Origin of the sequence: Flavobacterium cupreum, assembly GCF_003996965.1 — a bacterium.
Taxonomy (GTDB): domain Bacteria; phylum Bacteroidota; class Bacteroidia; order Flavobacteriales; family Flavobacteriaceae; genus Flavobacterium; species Flavobacterium cupreum.
Genome location: NZ_QWDM01000004.1, coordinates 1 through 23,338, shown reverse-complemented (window position 1 = coordinate 23,338; position 23,338 = coordinate 1). Strand labels below are relative to the sequence as shown.

Below are 23,338 nucleotides of genomic sequence, written 5' to 3'. Positions count from 1 at the left end.
ATTTAAAAATCCTTTTCTATCACCTTATATTTATTTCCCAGGATATCGTTTAAAACGGAAGGGTCTGAATTAACATAAAAAACAGGCTCACTTTTTTCTCCGTCCGAAAGACCTGCTTTCTCGCGCAGTACATTTTGTGTCTGACGGGCAACGGCTTCTCCGGAATCTATAATCTGAATATGCTCAGGAAGGATTTTTTTAATCTGTGGAATGAGGTACGGATAATGACTGCAGCCCAAAACCAGGTAATCAATATTCGCATCGATCATTGGTCGCAGGTAGGTTTCCAGCAATTGCGTCATTTCCGGTGAATTAAGATTACCGTCTTCAATAAGCTGAACAAGTCCGTGACCTACCTGTTCAATTATGGTAGTGTTCTGGAACATTTCGGCTGTTTTGTTGAATAACTCACTGTTCAGTGTACCCTGTGTAGCCAAAATGCCTATAACCTGTGTTTTGGAGTTATTGGCGGCAGGTTTTATGGCAGGTTCAATTCCGATAAAAGGAATATCATATGCTTCACGAAGTTCACGAATGGCATTTGTAGTAGCGGTATTACAGGCCACCACAATTAGTTTGCAATTGCTTGCGATTAAAAAATCAACATTTTTTTTACTTAAGGCAACAATTTCCTCTTTGGTTCTCTGACCATAAGGGGCATTTTTGCTATCGGCTAAATAAATTGTTTTTTCGTTCGGAAGCAGTTCGTGAATGGCGCTCCAGATGGAAGTTCCTCCAATGCCGGAATCAAAAACGCCTATAGGATTGTTATTCGTCATACAACAAAGTTACATATTTCTACCTTTCGCTACAATCCGGATTTTAAATAAAATAGTATTAAACCAAAATAAAAAACCAGGTTAGAATCTGTTTTTAAATAGAGATACTACAGAAGTTTTGTGGAAAATAAAAAACGGCTCACACTTAAAAAGCTGAGCCGTTTTTTATAATAAAGATTTTGTGTCTCTTAGAATCCTAAGTCTTTTTTTACATCAGCAGTAATGTTTGGACCATCAGCTAATAAAAGTGTAGAACCGTCTAATACATATTGGAAACCTTTCGCTTTTCCAACTTTCTGGATAGAAGCTCTTACTTTTTCCATTAATGGTTTTACGATATCAGTTTCTTTTTGTTGTAGTTCTTTTTGCGCATTGTCTCTATAGTCAACAATTCTTTTTTGCATGTCCTGAACTTCTTTAGAACGGTCACCGTTTACAGCTTCAGTTACAGTAGCAGCTTCAGCTTCGTACTTTTTAATTTTTACCTGATATTCATCAACCATTTTTTTGTATTCAGTATCATATGTACCACTTAATTTTTGTAGTTGATTTTGAGCGTCAAGCATTGCAGGCATTTTCGACATAATCTCGCTAACATCAACATGAGCTACCTTAGCTTGTGCGTTCATTGAATTACTCGCTCCTAACATTAGAATAGCAGCAATTAGTAAAGTTTTGATTTGTTTCATCATTTTTAAAATATTAATTAATTATTGGTCGTATTTGTTTTTTGTGTTTCGGCTTCTTTTGCTTTTTTAGCCGCTTCTCTTTCTTCTAAAATCTTCTTTTTCCTTTCTTCCAATTCCTTTTTACGCTGTTCGAAAAGCTTTTGTCTTTCTTCTGCTTTGCTGCTGGTCGCTGGTGGTTCAACAGTTGTTGTTTTTGGCTCTGTTGTCTCAACCGGCTTAGCAGTAGTGCCGTCTGTTTTAGCTGGTTCAGAAACCGTGCCATTTTTTCGGGCTTCTCTTTCTGCTGCTATTGCTTTTCGTTTATCGTCGTATTCTTTTTTCTTTGCTTCCTGTTCGAGTTTTCTGTCCTGGATTAATTTTTCCCTTGCGGCTTTTCTGTCATCCAGTACTTTCTGTCTGTCTTTCAGTGCAGGATTTTCATCAATCGCATTTTCAATGTTTTCTTTTGCTTCCTGCTCTTTCAGCTGTTTTTTTGTCAGTTGTTCACGTTTATCGGTTCTGTTTAAGACACGAATAACCTGATCACTGATGTCGAATCTTTTGTTGCTGAAAAGCATTGTCAAATCAGCGGATTTATCAAAAACAAAATCATAATTTTTGGCCTCAGCAATATCCTGAACGGCTGTGAAAACCTGATCCTGAATTGGTTTTGCCAAAGCAGTTTTATGTCGGATTAAATTTCCGTCAGCTCCAAATTGCTTTTGCTGATAATCTAACATTTCTGTTTCCAGAAACTTAATTTCCGTTTCTCTTTCGTCAATCAGCTCTTTGGTCAGTAAAGCTTTTTCGGCTTTAAGATTTTCCTTAAGCGTATTGATTTCTAATTTTTTGGATTCAATTTCTTGTTTCCATTTTTGAGCTTTTAGCTCCAATTGGGCTGTTGCTTCTTTATAATCAGAGACATTTTCTAAGATATATTCCATATCTATGTAGCCAATCCTTGTCGATCTTGTCTGTGCCTGACTTGTATTAGCTACAATCAAGGCTAAAAATATAAATAAAAATTGTCTTCTCATAACATAACTTTATTTGATGATTTTTAACCAAACGTTATTTCTCTAAAATTGTTGTCCAATGATAAAGTGTGTTTCCCAACCATTTGCTTTATTGGTAACAGATCCTGGTAGAGCATCGAAACCATAACCGAAATCAATACCCAGTAATCCAAATGCCGGCATAAATACACGTAAACCAACACCAGCTGAACGATTCAGATCAAATGGATTATAATCTTTAAACGTTGGATAAGATGAACCTGCTTCTAAAAACGTCAATGCATAAATAGATGCCGATGATTTTAGCGTAATTGGATATCTTAACTCCATGGAGAATTTATTATAAATTGTTGCTCCAATTTGTTGTCCGTATCTAGAATCTGTTTTGTCTTCAATAATTGGTGTCAATGAATTGTTTGGATAACCTCTTAACTGGATAGTCTCTCTACCGTCCATTGAATAATTGGCCATACCATCACCTCCTAAATAGAAACGCTCAAATGGCACTAAACCTCTTGACTGGTCGTAGGCTCCTAAGAAACCGAACTCGGTTAATGTTCTTAAAACCAACTTGCCATACACTTTAGTATACCAGTCTGCTTTAAACTTAACTTTATAGTATTCTAACCAATTGTATTTTTTCTGATCTACTTTTGCAGGATCTGCAGCAGCTTCCTGAAACGTGTTTACTTTATTTCCGTTTGCATCAAGATAATCCCCTTTTCTGATCACTATACCATTTGCATCACCTTGAGTCGCATCTGCATCAGCGGTTCTTTTATATTCTTTCTGATCTCCCAGTTTTGAATAATCAATACCATTAAATAATGAATACGGAGGTGTAACTTTTGCAGAAATACTAAACTCCGAACCATAAGTCGGGAATATCGGGTTAACCCCTTTATTACTTCTTGAAATTCCGATCGTGTACGCTAAATTTCTTGACGCTCCGTTACCAAAGGTAAACAATCCTGTATTATAATTGTTCAGATCATAATGCTGGTAACTTATAGATTGTGATAGTACGAAGTAATCATCCGGCACAGTAAGTCTTTTTGCAAGACCAACTTGTAAAGTCAGGATGTTAAAACTTTTGCTTTTATCTACATCTCTGGTAACATAATTGTTTAAGTATTGTTTACTGTACGATATAGAAGAACTAAATTGTACCGGTTTTTTTCCTCCAAACCAGGGCTCTGAAAACGATACACTGTACGTTTGGAAGTAAGTACTTCCCTGTAAACGAAGTGAAACTTTTTGACCATCTCCCATAGGTAATGGTTTGTAGGCTTCTTTTTTGAATATATTTCGTGCCGAGAAATTGTTAAATGATAATCCTAAGGTCCCAATGAAACCTCCACCGCCATAACCTCCCTGAAGTTCAACCTGGCTGGATCCTTTTTCAATAACATTGTATTCAATGTCAACAGTTCCTGCACCGGCATCTACATTTTTGAATTTCGGATCGATCGCTTCAGGATCAAAGAATCCTAATTGTCCGATTTCACGAATGGTTCGTACCAGTTGTTCTTTACTGTATTTTTCGCCTGGCTTAGTTCGGAGCTCACGGTAAATTACGTGGTCATTTGTTTTGTCGTTTCCAACAACCGTTATTTTATTAAAATAGGCGATAGGACCTTCTGTAACTCTGATTTCAAAATCGATAGTATCATTTACTGTTTTTACTTCTACAGCATTGATGTTCGAAAATAAATAACCGTTGTTCTGATATAAATTGGTAATATCTTCCGCATCCGGTTTTGTTTTGTCGGCAATTCTTTTTTCAAGAAGGACACCGTTGTAAACTTCTCCTTTTTTAATACCTAAGTAACGGTTCAGCAACTGATCAGAGTAAACTGTATTTCCTAAAAATTTAATATTTCCGAAATAGTATTTGTTTCCTTCTTCCATTTTAATCTTAATGGCAAGCATATTTTTGTCTTTGTTATAAGTAACAGAGTCATAAATAATACGGGCATCGCGATATCCTTTTTCTTTATAGGTAGCGATTACTTTTTCTAAGTCGGTTTTGTATTTTTCAGGAATAAACTTTGAAGATTTTAAAATGCGAAGTACATTTTTCTGCTTCGTATCCTTCATGGCAGCCCTTAGTTTGTTATCCGTAAGCTGTGTATTGCCAATGAAATCGATACTGCTGATTTTTACTTTATCACCCTTGTCTACTCTTACAAGCATATTCACCTGATTTCCTGAAGTGGTATCCGGAGTAGTTGTTATAGTAACTTTGGTGTTGTAAAATCCATCTTTTTTATATTTATTTTCGATGTAATTTTTGGTAGTTGTAATTAAGTTTTCGTTTACAATTTTGCTTTTGGTCAAATTGTTATCCTTAATAAGTCCTTCTACTTTGCTCTTTTTAATACCAACAAATTTAACTTCATTTAGTTTCGGAAGTTCAATGATATCAAGGTCCAGGTAAATACTGTCGTTCTCGACTTTATTTACATAAAAAGCAATTTCATCAAACAGGCCAAGTTTGCCTAATTTTTTAATGGCACCACTGATTTCTTCTCCGGGAACAGTTATTTCCTGTCCTTTTTGAAGCCCCGAAAAAGTAACAACAGTTTGTTCATTGAAGCTTATTTTACCAACGACAGAGACTTTAGCAAGAATATATTTTTTTCCCTGATCAAAAGGAACTTTATCTTGTGCTTTTATTTGTGAAAAACTCCCCAAAACAAGTAGGGTAAGGACTATTTTTATTCTTTTTTGTAACACTAAAAAATTATTTAATTTGTTCACTGGTTTTTCCAAATCTACGTTCTCTTTTTTGATAACTAATAATAGCCTCATATAAATCCTGGTCTTTAAAGTCTGGCCACAAGACATTAGTAAAATATAATTCTGCATAGGCAATCTGCCAGAGCAAAAAGTTACTTATTCTATGTTCTCCACTTGTTCGTATTAATAAATCTACGTCGGGTAAATTTTGCGTGTAAAGATGCTCATTTATAATTGAATCGTCAATAGTGTCTATTGAAATTATATTATTTTTAACTTTATCACTGATGATTCTCACAGCATTTACCAATTCTTCTCGTGATCCGTAACTTAAAGCCAGCGTTAGCGTAAGACGTGTATTGTTTTTTGTTTTTTCAATAACATCCAAAAGTTCTTTTTGAGCCGATTTTGGTAATTTGTCAAGATTACCGATAGCATTTAGTCTGATGTTGTTTTCCTGCAAAGTAACCAGCTCTTTTTTTAAGGAATTGATTAGTATTTTCATCAGTGCTTCAACTTCGAGTTTAGGACGATTCCAGTTTTCTGTTGAAAAAGCATACAGGGTTAAATACTCAATGCCCAGTTTGGCACAGGTTGTAATCGTTTTTTTTACGGATTTTGTCCCGTTTTCATGGCCAAATGCCCTTAAAAAACCTTGTTGTTTGGCCCAACGGCCATTTCCGTCCATGATAATGGCCAGATGTTTGGGTAAATTTGTTTGATCTATAGAGTCTAGTAAGTTCATTTTATTATTCTGCGCAATAGCAAGGTTTTTGTCCAAAGGTATAAGTTAAAGTGATACCTGAAAAGACATACCAGTCATTATTATTTAAATTTCCAAAACGTCGAAGCGCTAAGCTTTCATTATCCGGATTACTTCCGTCAATATTATCCGTAAACGTATAGCGGGCACCCACTTCAGCTCCTAAAATTAAATTAGGAGTTATATTCGATTTTATACCTAATATTATAGGTATAGCAATGGAGTTCGAATTTTTATCCTTTATCGTTTTTCCCCCTAATACATATAATTCATCAAAAGTAAAGAAACTCAATCCCGAATATATATAAGGTGTAATTTTTGGATGGTAATCATGAAGATTAAAATCGAAGAAATTAAATTCTAGGCCGGCAGAAAGTTCTTTAATGTTGTTTTTGAACCTGTAACCTCTTCTGCTGCGTCCCGTCTCTTCCGAATCAAGATCGTTTCCGGTAATGCCGGATTGTGTATACGAGAAGCGATAGGAATGGCGCGGGCTTTTGTTCCACTTATACAAAATACCAAATGCCGGTTTCTCAGGAGAAACATAACTTGTATTTCCTACGTCACCAACAAAGTTACTTCCGCCAAGGAAAACACCGATCTCATGTATTTGAGCGTTCAGTGTAATGAAGGGGAAAAAACATAACAATAAATTAAAAATTTTCTTCATTTAATTAAAAATTGCGTGCAAATATAATAATTATCAATACGAATCAACGTTTGTTTAGTTAAATGTGCTTTTTTTTCAATTTACATTATGATTTTGAGACATTTAATGAAGATTCACTACAGGCAGAACGGGAAAAAGTACTATAATCGTATAGCTGCGAATCAGAAAAGAGATTAATTTCTCTTATCTTCTCCCCAAAGCAATTTATTTCTTAAGGTTTTCAGGAAAGTTTCGCCTGGAATTTCAACCATTTTTATTTTAAAATCTGTTTTTTTAATCGTGAGGATGGATTCGTTTTTTACGGAAGAAATCCTGGAATCAAGCGAAACCAGATATTGGTCTTCTCTTCCCGAAACGCGAAGTTTTACCTCGGTGTCGTCCGGGATAACAAGTGGTCTTGCGGTTAAGTTGTGAGGGGCAATTGGTGTAATGACCAGGCTTTTTACGTCGGGCGTTAATAACGGGCCTCCACAGCTTAAGGAATATCCTGTAGATCCTGTTGGTGTCGATATGATTAATCCGTCAGCCCAGTAAGAATTTAAATATTCATTGTTCAGGTACGTTTCGACAGTAATCATCGAGGTGGTGTCTTTTCTGCTGACGGTAACTTCGTTCATGGCAAAATTCATTTCTGCAATTGCATCGTTTTCCGGTTCACAGGTCAAACTCAACAATGTTCTTTCTGAGGTGGTGTAGTTTTTATCGATTACGAATTGCAAAAAGCTGTCAATGTTTTCCTTTTGTACTGTAGCCAGAAATCCTAAGCGTCCTGCGTTAATTCCGAGAATAGGAACGCCCGAATTACGAACCAGGGTGGCAGCTCTCAGGATAGTTCCGTCACCTCCAATACTAATCAACATTTCAAAGCTATCATCTAAAGAAGTACTCTGTGAAAAAGTCGTGTAGTCATTGTTGACGAGCTCCTTTTCATAAAGCATCTTCAGGAAATTTTCTTCAATGACCATCTCAACATGATTCGAATGGAAAAACGAGAAAATATCTTTTATGATAGGCTCGGTACTGTTTTGATAATATTGTCCGTAAATGGCTACTTTCATCTGATGTTTAATCAATTTTTGTTTAATTGTTTAATCGTAATTTTTTTGTCAAAACGATTAAACAATTAACCGAATCAACAAACAATGCTATATATTAAGGTATTTGTCTAAATAATCAGAACGCTCTTTCAGGCTGTTGATATAAGTATCTTCCTGGTGTTCAGAAATAATTTCGTAATTATACCTCCTGAAAGTCTGAATGATTTCGTTCATGGCCCCCAATCCGATTTTTACGGTAATCTGAACATTTTCCATATCGGCTTCGGAAATGAAACAGCCTAAAATTTTACCGTTGTTACTTTCAACAATCTGGGTGATCTGACTCATGGAATAATCTACAATTCCTTTTTGAACGATAATAATGCCGCCCTGCTCTTTTAAAAATGGGGTTTCCTTAAAAAACTTCATAATATCTTCCATCTCGTAATAGCCGATATAGGTATTGTTTTCGTCCAGAACCGGAACGGTATTGGTGTGGTTTTTAGCAAAAACTTCCAGCAGATCCAGCCAAATCATCGATTTTCGCGCAAAAAAGCGTTCTAAAGTATATTTGTAATCGATAGCTTTCTTGTCTGTATCAAAAGTTTCAACATCATCAGAAGCGATGCTTCCGATGAAAATACCGTTTTCTAAAACCGGAAAATGTGAAAAACTTACGTCGGCGAAGAAGTCCTGAACCGACGCTATCGTTTCCTGGCTGTCGATTGCTCGAAAATCGTTTGTGATATAGTTGGTAATTTCTGTCATAAATCAGTTGTAGATATTTATTGCAAAATAATCAAAAAATAGCAAAAACTACTACGTTTTACTTTGTATTTTTGTGGTAACAAATATAATGTTACTAGAATTAATTATCTATTTATATGACAAAATTAAGTGTAAATATCAATAAAATTGCAACCCTTAGAAATGCGCGTGGCGGAAATGTTCCTGATTTGTTGAAAGTAGCAACAGATATCCAGAATTTTGGAGGTCAGGGAATCACCATCCATCCACGTCCGGACGAACGTCATATTCGTTATCAGGATGCACGTGATTTAAAAGCCATAGTGCATACCGAATATAATATAGAAGGAAATCCCCAGCATAATTTTATTGATTTGGTTCTGGAATGCAAACCGACTCAGGTAACATTAGTGCCGGATGCAATTGGTGCGATTACCTCTTCTGCAGGCTGGGATACGATTAAAAACCAGTCTTATTTGAGTGAAGTAATCCAGGAATTTCAGCGTAACGGAATCAGAACCTCCATTTTTGTTGATCCGGTTTTAGAAATGATTGAAGGAGCAAAAAAAACAGGAACGGAAAGAATCGAATTGTACACAGAAGCTTTTGCGCACGAATATCATCTGGGAAACAAAAACGGAATAGAGCCTTATGTGAAAGCTGCAGAACTAGCCAACGAATTAGGTCTTGGAATTAATGCAGGTCACGATTTAAGTCTGGATAATATTCAGTTTTTCAAACAAAATATTCCGGGCCTGTTAGAGGTTTCTATTGGGCATGCCTTAATTGCAGAAGCACTTTATCTTGGTTTAGATAATGTGGTGAACATGTATTTGAATAAATTGAAGTAAGATTTGTAAAGGGTTATTTCTTAGAGATACACAAAAAAATCACATAGATTCTCAGAGAAATTTTGTGAGTCTTTGCGGAATAAATTTTTCAATAAAAAAAATATAAAATGTTATACTCAAAAATAGAAGGTGAAGGAAAACCATTTATCATCATGCACGGATTTCTTGGTATGTCTGATAACTGGAAAACACTTGCCGGACAATATGTTGAAGCCGGATTTCAGGTTCATATTTTAGATTTACGAAATCACGGACGCAGTTTTCATTCGGATGAATGGAGTTATGAAGCCATGGTTCAGGATGTATTCGAATATTGCCAGGCCAATCAGTTAACTAAGACAGATATTTTAGGACATTCGATGGGAGGGAAAGTTGCAATGCTTTTTGCTACTACACATCCTGAAATTGTAGATAAGTTAATTGTGGCAGATATTGGTCCTAAGTTTTACAAACAGCACCATCAGGATATTTTGGCAGGTCTTAATGCAGTTGATTTTTCTGTAAAACCAAGCCGTAACGATGTTGAAGAAATTGTAGCACAACACGTTCCTGATTTCGGAACCCGTCAGTTTTTACTAAAGAATTTATATTGGCAGGAACCGGGACAATTAGCGTTTCGGTTTAATCTGGCTGTTTTTAATAATAATCTCGAAGCAATTGGTGTCGCTTTGCCGGAAGGTTTGGTTTTCGATAAGCCTACGTTGTTTATTCGTGGTGGAAATTCCGGTTACGTTTTAGATGCCGATTTTGATGCGATACGTCAGCATTTTCCAAAGGTGAAGTTCGAAACCATTCCAAATGCGGGGCACTGGCTGCATGCCGAAAATCCAAAAATGTTTTTTGAATTGACTACTGCGTTTTTGAAAGAATAATTAATTTAGTTGTTTGCCACAGAGTAAAAGATTTTCAAAGGTTACTGCTTAGAAGGTTTGAGGAAAAAAAAACTTTCTGATTTTTTAATCGGTGGCAAAAAAAACAATTCAGCAGTTGATAATTTAAAATTTGTTACTTTTATTGAAACTTTAAATCAAAAAAAACTATGAAATTATTACTAAGACTTCTTGTTACTGCAGCTTTAGTTTTGTTAATCGCCAATTTATTATCAGGAGTTCACGTAGCCAGTTTTGGGACAGCTGTAATTGTTGCAGTGGTTTTGGGGCTGCTCAATATTTTTATAAAACCAATATTGGTAATTCTGACATTGCCGGTAACTGTTATTACTTTGGGCTTATTTTTATTGGTAATAAATGCAGTCATTATTATGCTTTGTACTAATATTGTCGGAGGTTTTGCGGTTGATTCATTCTGGACGGCATTAATTTTTAGTGTTATATTGTCTATACTTCAGTCTATTACTTATAAAATAGTAGGAGACGATAAATAAATCAAAATTAAAAACAGGATAAAAACTCCTTCAAATACAATAGATTAAAAACTTGGCTGGGTTGCAAAAATTTTATAATTTTGCAACCCAATTTTATTATGTAAATTAAAGAAGAAGATGGATATTAAAAGAATAGCAACAGACGCTGTGAATGAAACGATTGTAATGACAGTTGTTCACATGGATTATAAAGGTCAGGTAGCAAAAAGAATAAACGAAAAAATGCCTTTGGCTACCGTAAAAGGTTTTAGAAAAGGACAAGTTCCTAAAGATCTTGTTGAAAAACAATACGGAAAAGCAATTAAGCAGGAAGAAGTTAAAAAAGTAGTTGATTTGGCTTTAGAGCGTTTTGTTCAGTCTGAAAGATTAAATCTTTTAGGAACTCCTCTTGCAAAAGAAAACGAAAACTTTGACTGGGATGCAGAAGAACTAACTTTCGAATACGAAATTGGTTTAGTGCCAAATTTCGAAATTGATTTGGAAGCTAAAAATGATATCGTAAAATATATCGTTACGGCTGATGATAAATTAATCGACGGACAAGTAGAGCGTATCCAGAAACAATTCGGAAAACCAATTCCACAAGAAGTAGTTGCTGCAGATTCAGATTTGACAGGAACTTTCTCAAACGAAGAAAAAGGTATCAGTAATACCACTACAATTTCAGTTTCTACATTCAATAAAGCTGCTGGTGATCAATTCATCGGTAAAAAAGTTGGGGATGTAGTTAAAGTAAGCACTAAAGGTTTATTCGAAGATGACCACCAGTTAATGGATTACCTGAAAGTAGGTCATGATGACGTTCACGGTTTAGATATCGAAGTAGATTTTACTATCGAAGCAATCAATGGCGCTGAATTGGCAGAATTAAACCAGGAGTTGTTTGATAAACTTTTCGGTGAAGGAAAAGTAGCTTCTTTAGAAGATTTAAAAGCTAAAATTAAAGAAGATGCTGAAGCGCAGTTCGCACAACAGGCAGAGCAAAAATTATTATTGGACGTTCAGGACTTCCTGATCGAAAGCACTAAATTTGATTTACCTGCTGAATTCCTTAAAAAATGGTTACAGACTGTTGGCGAGAAAAAACTTTCTGCTGAAGAAGCTGAAGTGGAATATGCAAGATCTGAAAGAGGATTGCGTTTCCAGTTGATCGAAGGAAAAGCAATGGCTCAAAGCAATATCCAGATTACATTTGAAGATTTGAAAACTTTTACAACAAAAGCAATCAGACAACAAATGGCTCAATTTGGTCAAACAAACCCAACTGACGAAGAAGTACAGGGAATCGTTGCCAGAGTTTTATCGAACCAGGAAGAAGTGAAAAGACTTTCTGAGCAGGTAGTAGCTGAAAAATTGTTAGATGTGTTTAAAGAAAAAGCAAATCCAACAACCAAAGAGGTAACTTACGACGAATTTATTGCTGCGTCTTACGGAGAATAATTTCTAAAAAAATAAGTATATTTGAGCGTCAATAGAAATTTTTCTGTTGACGCTTATTTTTTTTGTTTCAGGTTTCACGTTACGGACAACCTGAAACCTGAAACAAAAACTAAGACAAATTGACATCCTTTAGAAAGAGGTACAACCTTTGATGGGGAAGATATAGATATAACGTAAAACTTAGAACACTTAAAATATGAACTACGGTAAAGAATTCAAAAAATTTGCTACAAAGCACCAGGGAGTAAACGCAATGTACTATGACAAAATCGTAGCTGCAATGAACCCGACTAATATGACTCCATATATTATCGAAGAGCGTCAGTTGAATATTTCTCAATTAGACGTGTTTTCCAGATTAATGATGGACAGAATTATCTTTTTAGGAACAGGTATCGACGATCAGATCGCAAATATCGTTCAGGCGCAATTGCTTTTCCTGGAAAGTGCAGATGCTTCAAAAGATATTCAGATTTATTTAAATTCTCCGGGAGGAAGTGTTTACGCCGGATTAGGGATTTATGACACGATGCAATACATCAAACCGGATGTAGCGACAATATGTACAGGAATGGCAGCTTCCATGGGAGCCGTTTTATTGTGTGCAGGTGCAGCAGGAAAACGTTCCGCTTTACCACATTCAAGAGTAATGATTCACCAGCCATCAGGAGGAGCTCAGGGAGTTGCAACTGACATGGAAATCAACTTACGCGAAATGCTAAAACTGAAAGATGAATTATACAACATCATCTCTCAGCATTCAGGACAATCCTTTGAAAGGGTACACAAAGACAGTGAACGCGATTACTGGATGAAAGCCGATGAAGCAAAAGAGTACGGAATGATTGATGAAGTGTTGAGAAGAAGCTAAAATTTTGTTTAAAGTTTCAGGTTTCAGGTTAGCTCCGGCAACCTGAAACCTGAAACAAATTAAACTTGAAAAAAAATAAAAAGTTAAGAGGTTGCTAAGTTTTTAATGTTTTGATGAAAAATCTTAGAAACTTAGTAACTTTGCAGCTTAGTAACTAAAAAAGAATGGCTAAAGTAGTATTAGAATGTTCGTTTTGTGGAAGGAAAAAGCCAGAAACCAATTTATTGATTGCAGGTATCAATGCACATATTTGTGATAAGTGTATTGAGCAGGCGCACGGAATTGTATTAGAAGAATTAAAATCAAGCGGAAGCTCAAAACTGGTTGGGGACTTAATCCTAAAGAAACCAAAAGAAATCAGGGCTTTCCTGGATCAATATGTTATTGGACAGGATCAGACCAAAAAAGTAATGTCAGTTGCGGTTTACAATCACTACAAACGTTTAATGCAACAGCAATTGGACGACGAAGTAGAGATTGAGAAAAGTAACATCATTATGGTGGGCCAGACCGGAACCGGAAAAACATTAGTAGCCAAAACAATCGCAAAAATGTTAGACGTTCCTTTGGCTATCGTTGATGCAACGGTACTGACCGAAGCAGGATATGTAGGAGAAGACGTTGAAAGTATTTTGACACGTTTACTTCAGGCAGCCGATTATGATGTAGCTAAAGCCGAAAGAGGAATCGTTTTTATTGATGAAATTGATAAAATTGCCCGTAAGAGCGATAATCCATCCATTACACGTGACGTTTCAGGAGAAGGAGTACAGCAGGCCTTATTGAAATTATTGGAAGGAACTGTGGTAAACGTACCGCCAAAAGGAGGACGTAAACATCCGGACCAGAAATTTGTTGAGGTAAATACCCAGAATATTTTATTTATTGCCGGTGGAGCATTTGATGGGGTAGAACGTATTATTTCGAAACGTTTAAACCGTCAGGCTGTCGGGTATTCTACTTCTAAAAATGCAGATAACATCGATAAAGATAATTTATTGCAATACATTATTCCGAAAGACATTAAAGATTTCGGACTGATTCCTGAGATTATCGGTCGTTTGCCGGTTCTTACACATATGGATCCTTTAGACAGAGAAACTTTGCGTGCAATCTTAACGCAGCCGAAAAATGCATTAATCAAACAATATCAAAAGTTGTTTTTGATGGATGAAGTTGAATTCAGCATTACGGATGAAGCTTTGGATTTTATTGTAGACAAAGCCCTGGAATACAAATTGGGAGCTCGTGGATTGCGTTCCTTATGTGAAGCCATTCTGACAGATGCCATGTACGAATTGCCAAGTTCAGACGATAAAGTACTGACAATCGATAAAGATTATGCAAAACATACTTTGAATAAGAATTTACTGAAGCGTATGGAAATTGCTTCGTAAAGTTTAATTTAAATCAAATTTCAAAAAACCTGTTCATTTATTTGAGCAGGTTTTTTTTATATCTCTATTTGCTTATTTTTTCGCTCGGGTTACATACTTTTGTAAGTACTAAAATTTTAAAGGATGAATCAGACAATTGAAGATTTCGACGGGAGTGTACTTCTATGGCAGATTATAAATGTAATTGGTTTTATAGCAATAATATATGTATTATATCTGCTGATTAAATTTTTAAGAAAGAAGACGAAATGAAATAATAATCCCGGTTCATAGCGGGGATTTATTGTACCCTGAACTTTTCCCGATATTCGATGGGTTTCATACCCACCATTTTATAGAATACTTTTCGAAAGGCTTTCGGATCATTATAACCTGTTTTTTCAATGATTTCAGAAATTGAAAGCTGCGTTTGTTCCAGGTATTTTTTAGAACTTTCAACTCTGATGTTCTGTAAATATTCTATTGGAGGAATTCCCGTAACCAGCTTAAAACGTCTGGTCATATTTCGGGTACTCGTAGGAATGTCTTTGGTGATTTCTTCTAATTTTTCGATGGTACTGTAGTGATTTTCTATTTTTTGCTGTAACATCGCTACCAGACTGTCATTGTGCAAATGATTGGGCCTGAATGTGCTGAAATAACTCTGTTTGTAACGGTTTAAATCAATCGAGAAGATTTTGGCAATCTGAACTGCAATTTCATTCCCGCAATATTTCTGCACCAAAAGAATCAATAAATGAAAAGTGGAGGTCGAGCCGCCACTGGTATAAAGGCTTCCATCTGCGGTTAAAGTTTCCTCGGATTTTAGTTTCACTAACGGAAATGCTTTTGTAAAGGCACTGCAGGCATCAACATGCGTTGTGGCCAGTTTTTCATTTAATAAACCCGAAGCCGCGAATAAAAATGCACCCGTACAAAAACTCGCCAGTTCAGCTCCGGCCTTATGTTGTTTTTGCAGCCATGGAATGAATTTTTTGTTCTTCGCAATCATCTCACTCATATTATCTGTGGTGAAAGCCGGAATCAAAATCAAATCCAGGTCCTGATTACAGTTGTCTATGGAATTCACCTTATATCCAAACAATTGTTCCTGATTTATCTGTTCTGATGATTGAAAAACCATAATTTCAAAAGGTTTTTCAGTTCCCTTGTATAATTTATTAGCCGTTTCAAAAACTTCTAAAATTGCCGCAATGCTTAATAATTTATAGTCATGCGGCACAATCAAACCTGTCTTTTTGCTCATGGTTTTTCTTTTTTGGAAAGTTAACTTCCTTACAAAAATATAAAATTTGTCTTAAATGACCCTAAAGTTGACTTTTATTGTAGCATTATGCTTTTTGTAATATTTTACATTTGTTTTAATTAATTTGTAATTTTATAGATATGAAAACAAAAATCTTCTTAAATCTTGCCGTAAAAGATTTAAACCGGTCTGTCGTATTCTTCACTCAATTGGGTTTTTCGTTCAATCAAAAATTCACAAATGAGAAAGGCACTTGTCTGGTTATTGATGAAAATATAAACGTAATGCTTCTGGTGGAGGAGTTTTACCAAACCTTTACGCATAAAGAAATTTGCAATACGGCTACCACCAGCGAAGCCCTTATTTCAATTTCACTTGAAAGTCGGGATAAGGTCGACGAAATGATAGAAAAGGCTATTAAGGCCGGCGGATTAGAATACAGGGAGAAAAATGATTATGGCTGGATGTATCAGCGAACTTTTTTTGATCCGGATGGTCATCACTGGGAAGTTTTCTTTATGGAGGAGAGTCAGATTCCGGAAATGAGTTAATGGGAAGCCATAAATTTAAAAATAGAGAAATATGATAACGGTACGAAACACAATTAACGCGTCTATTGATAAAGTATGGGATTTCTGGACTTTGCCGGAACATATTGTCAACTGGAATATACCTTGCCCGGACTGGCATAATCCATATGCGGAAAATGATTTAAAAGTAGGTGGGAAATTCAAATATACAATGGGAACAAAAGACGGAAGCGTGGTTTTTGATTTTGAAGGAGCGTATACCAAAGTAGAGAATCATGCCTTACTCGAATATAAACTTCTGGATAACAGAATAGGAATGGTTCGGTTTGAAACGGATGGCAGTACTGTGAAAATTGCAGAAACATTTGAACCGGAAAAAGAAAATTCCGAGGCCCTGCAGGAGCAATTTTTAAAAGGAGTTATTGCTAATTTTAAAGAGTATGTGGAACGTTTTTAAACGAAAAGTGTAAAATATAAATTTTAATAAACAGATAATGATAACAGTACAAAACACGATTAATGCTTCAATAGAGAAAGTCTGGGAATTCTGGACCTTGCCGGAACATATTACAAAATGGAGTTTCGCTTCACCGGACTGGCACACGCCTTATGCCGAAAATAACCTGAAAGAAGGAGGGAATTTCAAATCGACGATGGCAGCAAAAGACGGAAGTATGAGCTTTGATTTTGGAGGCGAATATACTTTAGTTAAAGTAAATGAAGCAATAGAATATGTTTTGGAAGACGGAAGAAAGGTCGAAATCAGTTTTACAGAAACTCCAAACGGAGTACAAGTAATTGAAAGCTTTGATCCCGAAACACAAAATCCTGAAGAAATGCAGCGTGGCGGCTGGCAGGCAATTCTGGATAATTTTAAAAGTTATGCCGAAAAAAATTAAGTTTTTTTGAAGTTCAAAGCGACTAAGCGACAAGGCCTGTTCCTTTTGAAAACATTTAAATTAAAAATAAAAACACTTTAGCATTTTAAAGATAAATTTCGCAGGAAAGACTTAAATGATCTTACATAACTTATAGGGTTTAGTAATTTAAAAAGAAAGAAAATGGCAAAACAAATTTGGTTAAATCTGCCCGTTAAAAATGTGGCAAAGGCGAAAGACTTTTTTTGGAAAATAGGCTTTTCATTTAATGAACAACACGACACGCCAACTTCGACTTGTATGTTGGTGGGAGAAGGAAATTTTGTAGTAATGCTTTTTGAAGACACTTTGTTTGAAAGCTTTTCTAAAAATAAAATTACAGATACGCAGTCAGGTTCAGAAGTCCTGATCTCGATTGATGCTGAAAGTGCAGCAGAAGTAGATGAATTGGCTGAAAAAGTTAAAAAAGCCGGAGGTACTGTTTTTGCACCTCCTGCCGAAAGCCAGGGATGGATGTACGGTGCCGGTTTTGCCGATTTGGACGGACATCGCTGGAATGTTTTATATATGGATTTTAGCAAATTACCCCAACAAAATTAACCATGGAAACACTAGAATTTAAAATTAGAATCAAAGCTCCGGCAGAAAAAGTCTGGAACACTTTATGGGCAGATGAAACCTATAAAAAATGGACAGGAGCTTTCTGTGAAGGTTCTTACGCCGTAAGCGACTGGAACGAAGGAGATAAAATCCATTTTATGTCACCGGGCGGAGAAGGAATGAACAGTATCATTGAAACTAAAATTCCAAATGAATATATGGCTTTTAAACATATAGGTGAAATAAAAGATTTTAAGGAATTGCCTATAGACGAGGAGACAAAAAAGTGGAGCGGGGCAATGGAAACGTATCGATTAACGCCTGATGGTGAATTCACTGATTTGGTCGCTCAGGTGGATGTAGTCGAAAAATACCTTGATTACTTTAAAGAAGCTTTTCCGAAAGGACTGGAAACAGTGAAAGAATTGGCGGAAGAGAGCGTGTAGAATAAAGAGTATAGAGTATAGAATAAAGAGTATAGAATAAAGAGTGTAGAATAAAGAGTATAGAATAAAGAGTATAGAGTATAGAATAAAGAGTATAGAAGATTGAATAGAAATAACAAAAAAAACAAAATAGTATGGCAGCAATAAATCCTTACTTGCTTTTTAACGGGAATTGTGAAGAAGCATTCTTATTTTATAAATCCGTTTTTGGAGGTGAATTTCCGTATATAGGGAAGTATAAAGATGTACCGGAAGAAGATGACAGCAACAAAATGTCTGAAGAAGACGGAAACAGAATCATGCACGTTTCCCTGCCAATTGGCAATACAATTTTAATGGCAAGTGACAGTCATCCAAAATTTGGAGATTTGCGTATTGGAGATAATTTTTCAATTTCCATTAATACAGAAAGTAAAGAAGAAGCAGACCGTATTTTTAACGGACTTTCAGCCGGGGGACAGATAGAGATGCCTATGAATGATACCTTCTGGGGCGCTTATTTCGGAATGTTTAAAGATAAATTTGGTGTAGGCTGGATGGTAAATTTTGACGAAAAACAACCCAATCAGTAACAGGAAAGTTACGTTATTATAATAGCGGAACATAATTGTTAAATTACTTTAAAAAGCACATGTTTATGTGCTTTTTCTTTTCAAAAAAACAAAGATTATTCTTTTTTATCAACAATAGATTGCCGATTTTTGTCGCTTCTTAATCAATAAAGAAAAAATGGCAATAGAAGATAAAGAGATTATTTTATTAAAAGTTTCAGGTCACGATAAACCGGGAGTTACGGCTGGTTTGACAGCAGTATTGGCAACTTACGATGCCATTATTTTAGATATAGGCCAGGCCGACATTCACGATACACTTTCTTTAGGTATTTTATTTGAAATTGAAGCAGGTTCCAGCTCCGGACCCGTTTTAAAAGACTTATTATTTAAAGCTTACGAACTGGAAATCAAAGTTAAATTTATTCCCATTTCTATTGAAGATTACGAAACGTGGGTAAAATCACAATCGAAACAACGATACATCATTAATATTTTGGGAGAGAAGTTAGCCGCTTCGCAATTGGCTGCCGTAACTAAAATATTATCCGATCAGAATTTGAATATCGATTCCATTATAAGGTTAACAGGCAGGACTTCTATCATCGAAGTGGAAGAAAATCCACGCTCTTGCATCCAATTATCCGTGACTGGTGAAATTGTAAATAAGATCATAATGACGGCCAGTTTTATGCAGATTTCAAGAACATTAGATGTTGATATTTCTTTTCAGGAAGATAATATCTACCGAAGAAACAGACGCCTTGTTTGTTTTGATATGGACTCTACACTGATCCAGGCTGAGGTAATTGACGAATTAGCCGAACTGAACGGAGTAGGCGAACAGGTAAAAGCAATTACCGAACTGGCCATGAATGGTGAAATTGATTTCAATGAAAGTTTCAAACAGCGTATGGCTTTACTGGAAGGTTTGAGTGAAGATGTTTTGCGATCTGTTGCCGAAAAATTACCCATCACAAAGGGAGCGCACCGTTTAATGAAAGCCTTAAAATATTACGGGTACAAAACGGCCATTCTTTCCGGAGGATTTACTTATTTCGGAGAATATCTGCAAAAGGAGTTAGGAATCGATTACGTTCACGCCAATCAATTAGAAATTAAAGACGGTAAGTTAACCGGGAAATACCTGGGCGATATCATTGACGGGCAGAAAAAAGCCGAACATTTACAGGCTATTGCAGACAAAGAAGGCATTCATATCAACCAGACCATAGCGGTTGGTGATGGTGCAAATGATTTGCCGATGCTCAACTTAGCCGGTTTAGGAATTGCTTTCCATGCCAAACAAAAAGTAAAAGAGAGTGCTTCCACTTCAATCTCAAGTTTAGGGCTTGATGGTGTTTTGTATTTATTAGGATATCACGACCGATATATAGATATGATGTAATAAAACGACTGTCATCCTGAGCGAAGTCGAAGGCTTGTGAAACGAAAAGAGCTTTAACTTCGCCCGAAAGGAATTTAGAATAAAAAGAAAAACCTTAGTTCAGAACCTGAATTAATTTTTTTTTTGGCATGTCCCGCCGGAAAAGGCGGGTCGGGCTATTCGTTTCAATCTTTTTGTTTTTAAAGAAAAAAAATAAATTAAGTCTAAAGTAGTTTATAAATAGTAGTTTAGGAGTTAGACTCTCATAGAAGGTAACGATTTAGTAACGATTCTCTTTACATTATTTTACTCCACTATTTCTTGTAACTAAAACACAAAAATACAATAATTAGGCGAAAAGTTTTATCTTAATATCCTGTTTTTGTTAATCATTGATTTGCATTTGTAGTTATAAATAAGTTTATAAAATAAAATCACTATTTTAATCTAAATCATTGTTGTCCAATAAAAGTAATGGAACGTTTATTTTTATAGTTACCGCTCAGGAAGATCAGCTTGAAGAATATATAGATAAAGAACTTTAGTATAAAGTATCTAATTTGAAGCAGTGCATAAAAATGTACTGCTTTTTCTTTGCCCATACCTGCCAATTGGTAAAACCTCTTATTGAAATATAAATTTCTATACAATTCTTCCAAAAACGTTATTTCCCAATACTTTGCACAATTTTATAAAACTTTCAAAAATCAGCCAAACCAATTGGCAAGACTTGGCAAACAATTTCTTTTTAGTTATTCAATTTTGTACAGGAAACATTAAATACTTGTGCAATGAACATTATAACAATTGAAGAAGAAGTTTGGAAACAACTAAACGACCGTATAAAATTCATCAGCGAATATATATTAAAATTGGAAGATTCCAGCTACGATGACCTTTGGCTCAACAACCATGAAGTCTGCCAGTATCTCCATATCAGTGAGAAAACCCTTTGGCGTATGCGTACCAACGGTGAGCTTGCTTATTCCAAAATCTATGGACAGTATTTCTACACTATTGGTGCCATAAAAAATATGCTCAATGCCAATGCCGTACAAACCAGCGATGAATATGTAGTAGAGTTGATGGCTAAAGGTAAAAGCTATATCGAAAAAGGCAGAAAGTTAAAATCAAGCAAATAATGAATCTGTAAAACCATATTATTATGAATATTGACAAAATGGAATTTATAGCATGGATGGAAAGAATTATGAGCCGTTTTGATTTACTCAACGATCATATTAATGATATAAAAAAACAGTGTTGCAGTATTGATGGTGAAGAATTACTGGACAATCAGGATTTGCTCCAAATGCTCAAAATAAGCAACCGTTCTCTACAACGTTACCGCTCCATCGGGAAGCTCCCTTATTATACCATAAGTGGAAAACTCTACTACAAATTATCTGACGTGCATCAGTTTATCAGAGAGAGTTTTACACCTCCTATGCCCAAAATGAAAGCCAACAAGTGACAAACAGTGCCACAGAATGCCAACTAATCCAAAGCGGTAAAAGCGTATTCTACTTTTAAAACTTAAAATTTAAGATTATGAGCGAAGCAATTATTGAAAAAGATCAAATGCCTGAACAATTATCGGATATACTTTTGGTCTTCGATAAAGCAAAAATGAAGATCGAGGCAGTAACAGGAATTGATGAAAACGGGAAATTGAAAACCATAGATGCCAACAATAAAAATCAGAACCAGTTTATGCGGGTAGATAAAAATGGAGACTTCTTTTCGAACTTTTTCTCCAATTTTATCAGCCAGTTAAAAAACCCTACTAATTTTTCATTTTTCAAAGTCCCTGAACCCATCGCTGTTGATACAGCAAAAGTGATGCAAAAACAAGTAGAAAATCCCACTAAAAAAGGCGAACAATTGATGAAGCAATACGAAATAAAAGCGGAACCACAACAAGATTATAAACAAGCAAATCAAAATACTATGGCAACAAAAGAAACACCTTCGGAAACAAGTGAATACCGCTTCAAACCGGAACAGATAGATTGGGAAACGATGTCCAATCTCGGATTAAGTAAAGAGAAACTGGAGAAAATGAATCTCCTCGACCCTTTACTAAAAGGGTACAAAACCAATGAATTGGTACCAATAAGCCTTAACCTCGGCACAGCCATCACTCGTATGGATGCCCGCTTATCCCTTCAGACGGGAGAAGACGGCAAGGTAGTTATGGCTATTCACGGTATCCATAAAGAGCCGAACCTTAACTTTGAATTTTTTGGACACAAGTTTACTTCTGAAGACAAGAAAAACTTACTCGAAACAGGAAATATGGGACGTATCGTTGATTTGAAAAACCCCAAAAATGGCGAAATAATCCCGTCAATTATCAGTGTGGATAGACTAACAAATGAGCTGGTTGCACTGAAAACAGATTTCATAAAAATACCTGATGAAATCAAAGGCATAAAATTAGATGATTCGCAAAAGCAAACTTTAATGGAAGGTAAACCGCTTAATTTAGAAGGAATGATTTCTAAGAAAGGAACTGAATTTGCAGCAACGGTACAGTTCAATGCAGACAAACGCTATGTAGAATTCCTTTTTGATAGAGGGAATTCCAATCAGCAAACGCAAAATAACCAGCAAAACCAATCTCAAGAAGTTCCGAAAACTTTTAGAGGCAAAGAGTTGGATAACGAACAATACCAGAAATTCAAAGATGGTCAAACTATCTATATTAGTGGCTTGACAGATAAACAAGGTAAGGCTTACCAAGGTTATATTACATTCAATAAGGAAACCAACAAAACAGATTTTTCTTTCCAAAATCCTGATAAGCTTAAAGAACAAGCGAAACCAACCGATGCTCATAAAACGCAAACCTCGATTAATTCTGATGGTAAAACCAATGAAGCAACCAAGAATATCAAAGAGCCTTTGCAACCGAAACAACAAACCCCCAAAGATGAAAAACAACAAGAGCAACAGGAAAAATCCCAAGCACCTGCTAAATCTAAAGGCAGAAAAATGTAGTAAACTATGAAAACAATAATTGCAGAAAAACCAAGCGTAGCAAGGGAAATAGCAAACTTGTTGGGAGCCACAGAAAAAATGGATGGATACCTATCAGGAAATGGCTATTGTGTTACTTGGGCATTCGGACATCTGATTGGATTAGGAATGCCTGAGGATTACGGAATTTCAGGTTTTCAAAAAGGCTCACTTCCGATACTCCCAAATGCAAATTCCGGTTATATTGATCACCCCATTCCGTTTTAAAGTGAGCACCTGATTCCAGTTCAAAATGACCACCTAATTCCGGTGCAAAGTGAGCACCTCCGTTTTGATTAAAAACTATATTTTTT

Annotated in this window: 25 protein-coding genes and 1 pseudogene; 17 read left to right on the top strand and 9 right to left on the bottom strand. The window is 35.7% G+C overall.

The window, feature by feature from the left end:
- Window positions 1-2: 2 nt before the first annotated feature.
- The 8 genes from murI to D0817_RS06795 form a co-directional block, all read right to left on the bottom strand.
- The gene (murI, locus tag D0817_RS06830; protein WP_127337663.1) at window positions 3-779 is read right to left on the bottom strand and encodes a glutamate racemase; all 777 of its coding nucleotides are present in this window, start codon (window positions 777-779) and stop codon (window positions 3-5) included.
- 188 nt (window positions 780-967) lie between these two features.
- Window positions 968-1,471, bottom strand: a complete 504-nt coding sequence (locus D0817_RS06825) for an OmpH/Skp family outer membrane protein (RefSeq protein WP_193555354.1) — start codon at window positions 1,469-1,471, stop codon at window positions 968-970.
- Between the two features lie 14 nt (window positions 1,472-1,485).
- Complete coding sequence (locus tag D0817_RS06820) at window positions 1,486-2,484, bottom strand: OmpH/Skp family outer membrane protein (protein ID WP_127337662.1); 999 nt, start codon at window positions 2,482-2,484, stop codon at window positions 1,486-1,488.
- Between the two features lie 42 nt (window positions 2,485-2,526).
- Entirely contained in the window at window positions 2,527-5,277 is a 2,751-nt protein-coding gene (locus D0817_RS06815; protein WP_127337661.1) for a BamA/OMP85 family outer membrane protein, read from the bottom strand.
- Window positions 5,210-5,950, bottom strand: coding sequence for an undecaprenyl pyrophosphate synthase (gene uppS / locus D0817_RS06810; RefSeq protein ID WP_127337660.1), 741 nt, complete (start codon window positions 5,948-5,950; stop codon window positions 5,210-5,212). The genes D0817_RS06815 and uppS overlap by 68 nt, the downstream gene beginning before the upstream one ends.
- 4 nt (window positions 5,951-5,954) lie before the next feature.
- Window positions 5,955-6,638, bottom strand: coding sequence for a type IX secretion system protein PorG (gene porG, locus D0817_RS06805; protein WP_127337659.1), 684 nt, complete (start codon window positions 6,636-6,638; stop codon window positions 5,955-5,957).
- A gap of 173 nt (window positions 6,639-6,811) precedes the next feature.
- Window positions 6,812-7,696 carry an NAD kinase gene (locus tag D0817_RS06800; protein WP_127337658.1) on the bottom strand — a complete coding sequence of 295 codons (885 nt, stop codon included), beginning with the start codon at window positions 7,694-7,696 and terminating at the stop codon, window positions 6,812-6,814.
- A gap of 87 nt (window positions 7,697-7,783) precedes the next feature.
- Complete coding sequence (locus D0817_RS06795; protein WP_127337657.1) at window positions 7,784-8,443, bottom strand: CBS domain-containing protein; 660 nt, start codon at window positions 8,441-8,443, stop codon at window positions 7,784-7,786.
- Window positions 8,444-8,559: 116 nt separating this feature from the next.
- Between D0817_RS06795 and D0817_RS06790 the strand changes: the two genes are divergently transcribed.
- The 6 genes from D0817_RS06790 (at window position 8,560) to clpX (ending at window position 14,365) form a co-directional block, all read left to right on the top strand.
- Window positions 8,560-9,273: a pyridoxine 5'-phosphate synthase gene (locus D0817_RS06790; protein WP_127337656.1), complete on the top strand. Its 714-nt coding sequence runs from the start codon at window positions 8,560-8,562 to the stop codon at window positions 9,271-9,273.
- Between the two features lie 107 nt (window positions 9,274-9,380).
- Window positions 9,381-10,145, top strand: coding sequence for an alpha/beta fold hydrolase (locus tag D0817_RS06785; protein ID WP_127337655.1), 765 nt, complete (start codon window positions 9,381-9,383; stop codon window positions 10,143-10,145).
- 167 nt (window positions 10,146-10,312) lie between these two features.
- On the top strand, window positions 10,313-10,657 hold the full coding sequence (locus D0817_RS06780) for a phage holin family protein (protein ID WP_127337654.1): 345 nt from the start codon (window positions 10,313-10,315) through the stop codon (window positions 10,655-10,657).
- A 117-nt stretch (window positions 10,658-10,774) separates the two neighbouring features.
- Entirely contained in the window at window positions 10,775-12,097 is a 1,323-nt protein-coding gene (locus tag D0817_RS06775; protein ID WP_127337653.1) for a trigger factor, read from the top strand.
- Between the two features lie 196 nt (window positions 12,098-12,293).
- On the top strand, window positions 12,294-12,968 hold the full coding sequence (gene clpP, locus D0817_RS06770; protein WP_035685605.1) for an ATP-dependent Clp endopeptidase proteolytic subunit ClpP: 675 nt from the start codon (window positions 12,294-12,296) through the stop codon (window positions 12,966-12,968).
- 164 nt (window positions 12,969-13,132) lie between these two features.
- Window positions 13,133-14,365 (top strand): ATP-dependent Clp protease ATP-binding subunit ClpX, encoded by a 1,233-nt coding sequence (gene clpX / locus D0817_RS06765; RefSeq protein WP_127337652.1) that lies wholly within the window; start codon window positions 13,133-13,135, stop codon window positions 14,363-14,365.
- 280 nt (window positions 14,366-14,645) lie between these two features.
- On the opposite strand, the gene D0817_RS06760 is transcribed toward clpX, so the two are convergent.
- Window positions 14,646-15,611 carry a GlxA family transcriptional regulator gene (locus D0817_RS06760; RefSeq protein ID WP_127337651.1) on the bottom strand — a complete coding sequence of 322 codons (966 nt, stop codon included), beginning with the start codon at window positions 15,609-15,611 and terminating at the stop codon, window positions 14,646-14,648.
- Between the two features lie 140 nt (window positions 15,612-15,751).
- Between D0817_RS06760 and D0817_RS06755 the strand changes: the two genes are divergently transcribed.
- The 11 genes and pseudogenes from D0817_RS06755 to D0817_RS06705 form a co-directional block, all read left to right on the top strand.
- The gene (locus D0817_RS06755) at window positions 15,752-16,162 is read left to right on the top strand and encodes a VOC family protein (protein ID WP_127337650.1); all 411 of its coding nucleotides are present in this window, start codon (window positions 15,752-15,754) and stop codon (window positions 16,160-16,162) included.
- Window positions 16,163-16,193: 31 nt separating this feature from the next.
- Window positions 16,194-16,598, top strand: a complete 405-nt coding sequence (locus D0817_RS06750) for an SRPBCC domain-containing protein (RefSeq protein WP_127337649.1) — start codon at window positions 16,194-16,196, stop codon at window positions 16,596-16,598.
- A 37-nt stretch (window positions 16,599-16,635) separates the two neighbouring features.
- Window positions 16,636-17,040: an SRPBCC family protein gene (locus D0817_RS06745; RefSeq protein ID WP_127337648.1), complete on the top strand. Its 405-nt coding sequence runs from the start codon at window positions 16,636-16,638 to the stop codon at window positions 17,038-17,040.
- Window positions 17,041-17,202: 162 nt separating this feature from the next.
- On the top strand, window positions 17,203-17,619 hold the full coding sequence (locus D0817_RS06740) for a VOC family protein (protein ID WP_127337647.1): 417 nt from the start codon (window positions 17,203-17,205) through the stop codon (window positions 17,617-17,619).
- Window positions 17,620-17,621: 2 nt separating this feature from the next.
- On the top strand, window positions 17,622-18,065 hold the full coding sequence (locus tag D0817_RS06735) for an SRPBCC domain-containing protein (protein WP_127337646.1): 444 nt from the start codon (window positions 17,622-17,624) through the stop codon (window positions 18,063-18,065).
- Between the two features lie 134 nt (window positions 18,066-18,199).
- Window positions 18,200-18,637, top strand: a complete 438-nt coding sequence (locus tag D0817_RS06730; protein WP_127337645.1) for a VOC family protein — start codon at window positions 18,200-18,202, stop codon at window positions 18,635-18,637.
- A gap of 157 nt (window positions 18,638-18,794) precedes the next feature.
- Window positions 18,795-20,024, top strand: a complete 1,230-nt coding sequence (serB, locus tag D0817_RS06725) for a phosphoserine phosphatase SerB (protein WP_127337644.1) — start codon at window positions 18,795-18,797, stop codon at window positions 20,022-20,024.
- Between the two features lie 770 nt (window positions 20,025-20,794).
- Complete coding sequence (locus D0817_RS06720) at window positions 20,795-21,145, top strand: helix-turn-helix domain-containing protein (RefSeq protein ID WP_127337643.1); 351 nt, start codon at window positions 20,795-20,797, stop codon at window positions 21,143-21,145.
- A 23-nt stretch (window positions 21,146-21,168) separates the two neighbouring features.
- Window positions 21,169-21,477: a helix-turn-helix domain-containing protein gene (locus D0817_RS06715; RefSeq protein WP_127337642.1), complete on the top strand. Its 309-nt coding sequence runs from the start codon at window positions 21,169-21,171 to the stop codon at window positions 21,475-21,477.
- A gap of 77 nt (window positions 21,478-21,554) precedes the next feature.
- Window positions 21,555-23,006 (top strand): DUF3945 domain-containing protein, encoded by a 1,452-nt coding sequence (locus D0817_RS06710; RefSeq protein WP_127337641.1) that lies wholly within the window; start codon window positions 21,555-21,557, stop codon window positions 23,004-23,006.
- 6 nt (window positions 23,007-23,012) lie between these two features.
- Window positions 23,013-23,213, top strand: a pseudogene (locus tag D0817_RS06705) (hypothetical protein); the annotation flags it as partial.
- Window positions 23,214-23,338: the final 125 nt, after the last annotated feature.

What these genes read in the sequence shown, in the direction of transcription:
- clpX (WP_127337652.1), top strand. Translation starts at nt 13,133, where the DNA reads ATGGCTAAAGTAGTATTAGAATGTTCGTTTTGTGGAAGGAAAAAGCCA.
- clpP (WP_035685605.1), top strand. Translation starts at nt 12,294, where the DNA reads ATGAACTACGGTAAAGAATTCAAAAAATTTGCTACAAAGCACCAGGGA.
- D0817_RS06755 (WP_127337650.1), top strand. Translation starts at nt 15,752, where the DNA reads ATGAAAACAAAAATCTTCTTAAATCTTGCCGTAAAAGATTTAAACCGG.
- D0817_RS06740 (WP_127337647.1), top strand. Translation starts at nt 17,203, where the DNA reads ATGGCAAAACAAATTTGGTTAAATCTGCCCGTTAAAAATGTGGCAAAG.
- porG (WP_127337659.1), bottom strand. Translation starts at nt 6,638, where the DNA reads ATGAAGAAAATTTTTAATTTATTGTTATGTTTTTTCCCCTTCATTACA.
- D0817_RS06710 (WP_127337641.1), top strand. Translation starts at nt 21,555, where the DNA reads ATGAGCGAAGCAATTATTGAAAAAGATCAAATGCCTGAACAATTATCG.
- D0817_RS06775 (WP_127337653.1), top strand. Translation starts at nt 10,775, where the DNA reads ATGGATATTAAAAGAATAGCAACAGACGCTGTGAATGAAACGATTGTA.
- D0817_RS06715 (WP_127337642.1), top strand. Translation starts at nt 21,169, where the DNA reads ATGAATATTGACAAAATGGAATTTATAGCATGGATGGAAAGAATTATG.
- D0817_RS06760 (WP_127337651.1), bottom strand. Translation starts at nt 15,611, where the DNA reads ATGAGCAAAAAGACAGGTTTGATTGTGCCGCATGACTATAAATTATTA.
- D0817_RS06800 (WP_127337658.1), bottom strand. Translation starts at nt 7,696, where the DNA reads ATGAAAGTAGCCATTTACGGACAATATTATCAAAACAGTACCGAGCCT.
- D0817_RS06820 (WP_127337662.1), bottom strand. Translation starts at nt 2,484, where the DNA reads ATGAGAAGACAATTTTTATTTATATTTTTAGCCTTGATTGTAGCTAAT.
- D0817_RS06735 (WP_127337646.1), top strand. Translation starts at nt 17,622, where the DNA reads ATGGAAACACTAGAATTTAAAATTAGAATCAAAGCTCCGGCAGAAAAA.
- serB (WP_127337644.1), top strand. Translation starts at nt 18,795, where the DNA reads ATGGCAATAGAAGATAAAGAGATTATTTTATTAAAAGTTTCAGGTCAC.
- D0817_RS06780 (WP_127337654.1), top strand. Translation starts at nt 10,313, where the DNA reads ATGAAATTATTACTAAGACTTCTTGTTACTGCAGCTTTAGTTTTGTTA.
- D0817_RS06720 (WP_127337643.1), top strand. Translation starts at nt 20,795, where the DNA reads ATGAACATTATAACAATTGAAGAAGAAGTTTGGAAACAACTAAACGAC.
- murI (WP_127337663.1), bottom strand. Translation starts at nt 779, where the DNA reads ATGACGAATAACAATCCTATAGGCGTTTTTGATTCCGGCATTGGAGGA.
- D0817_RS06785 (WP_127337655.1), top strand. Translation starts at nt 9,381, where the DNA reads ATGTTATACTCAAAAATAGAAGGTGAAGGAAAACCATTTATCATCATG.
- D0817_RS06795 (WP_127337657.1), bottom strand. Translation starts at nt 8,443, where the DNA reads ATGACAGAAATTACCAACTATATCACAAACGATTTTCGAGCAATCGAC.
- D0817_RS06745 (WP_127337648.1), top strand. Translation starts at nt 16,636, where the DNA reads ATGATAACAGTACAAAACACGATTAATGCTTCAATAGAGAAAGTCTGG.
- D0817_RS06750 (WP_127337649.1), top strand. Translation starts at nt 16,194, where the DNA reads ATGATAACGGTACGAAACACAATTAACGCGTCTATTGATAAAGTATGG.
- D0817_RS06730 (WP_127337645.1), top strand. Translation starts at nt 18,200, where the DNA reads ATGGCAGCAATAAATCCTTACTTGCTTTTTAACGGGAATTGTGAAGAA.
- uppS (WP_127337660.1), bottom strand. Translation starts at nt 5,950, where the DNA reads ATGAACTTACTAGACTCTATAGATCAAACAAATTTACCCAAACATCTG.
- D0817_RS06815 (WP_127337661.1), bottom strand. Translation starts at nt 5,277, where the DNA reads ATGAGGCTATTATTAGTTATCAAAAAAGAGAACGTAGATTTGGAAAAA.
- D0817_RS06825 (WP_193555354.1), bottom strand. Translation starts at nt 1,471, where the DNA reads ATGATGAAACAAATCAAAACTTTACTAATTGCTGCTATTCTAATGTTA.
- D0817_RS06790 (WP_127337656.1), top strand. Translation starts at nt 8,560, where the DNA reads ATGACAAAATTAAGTGTAAATATCAATAAAATTGCAACCCTTAGAAAT.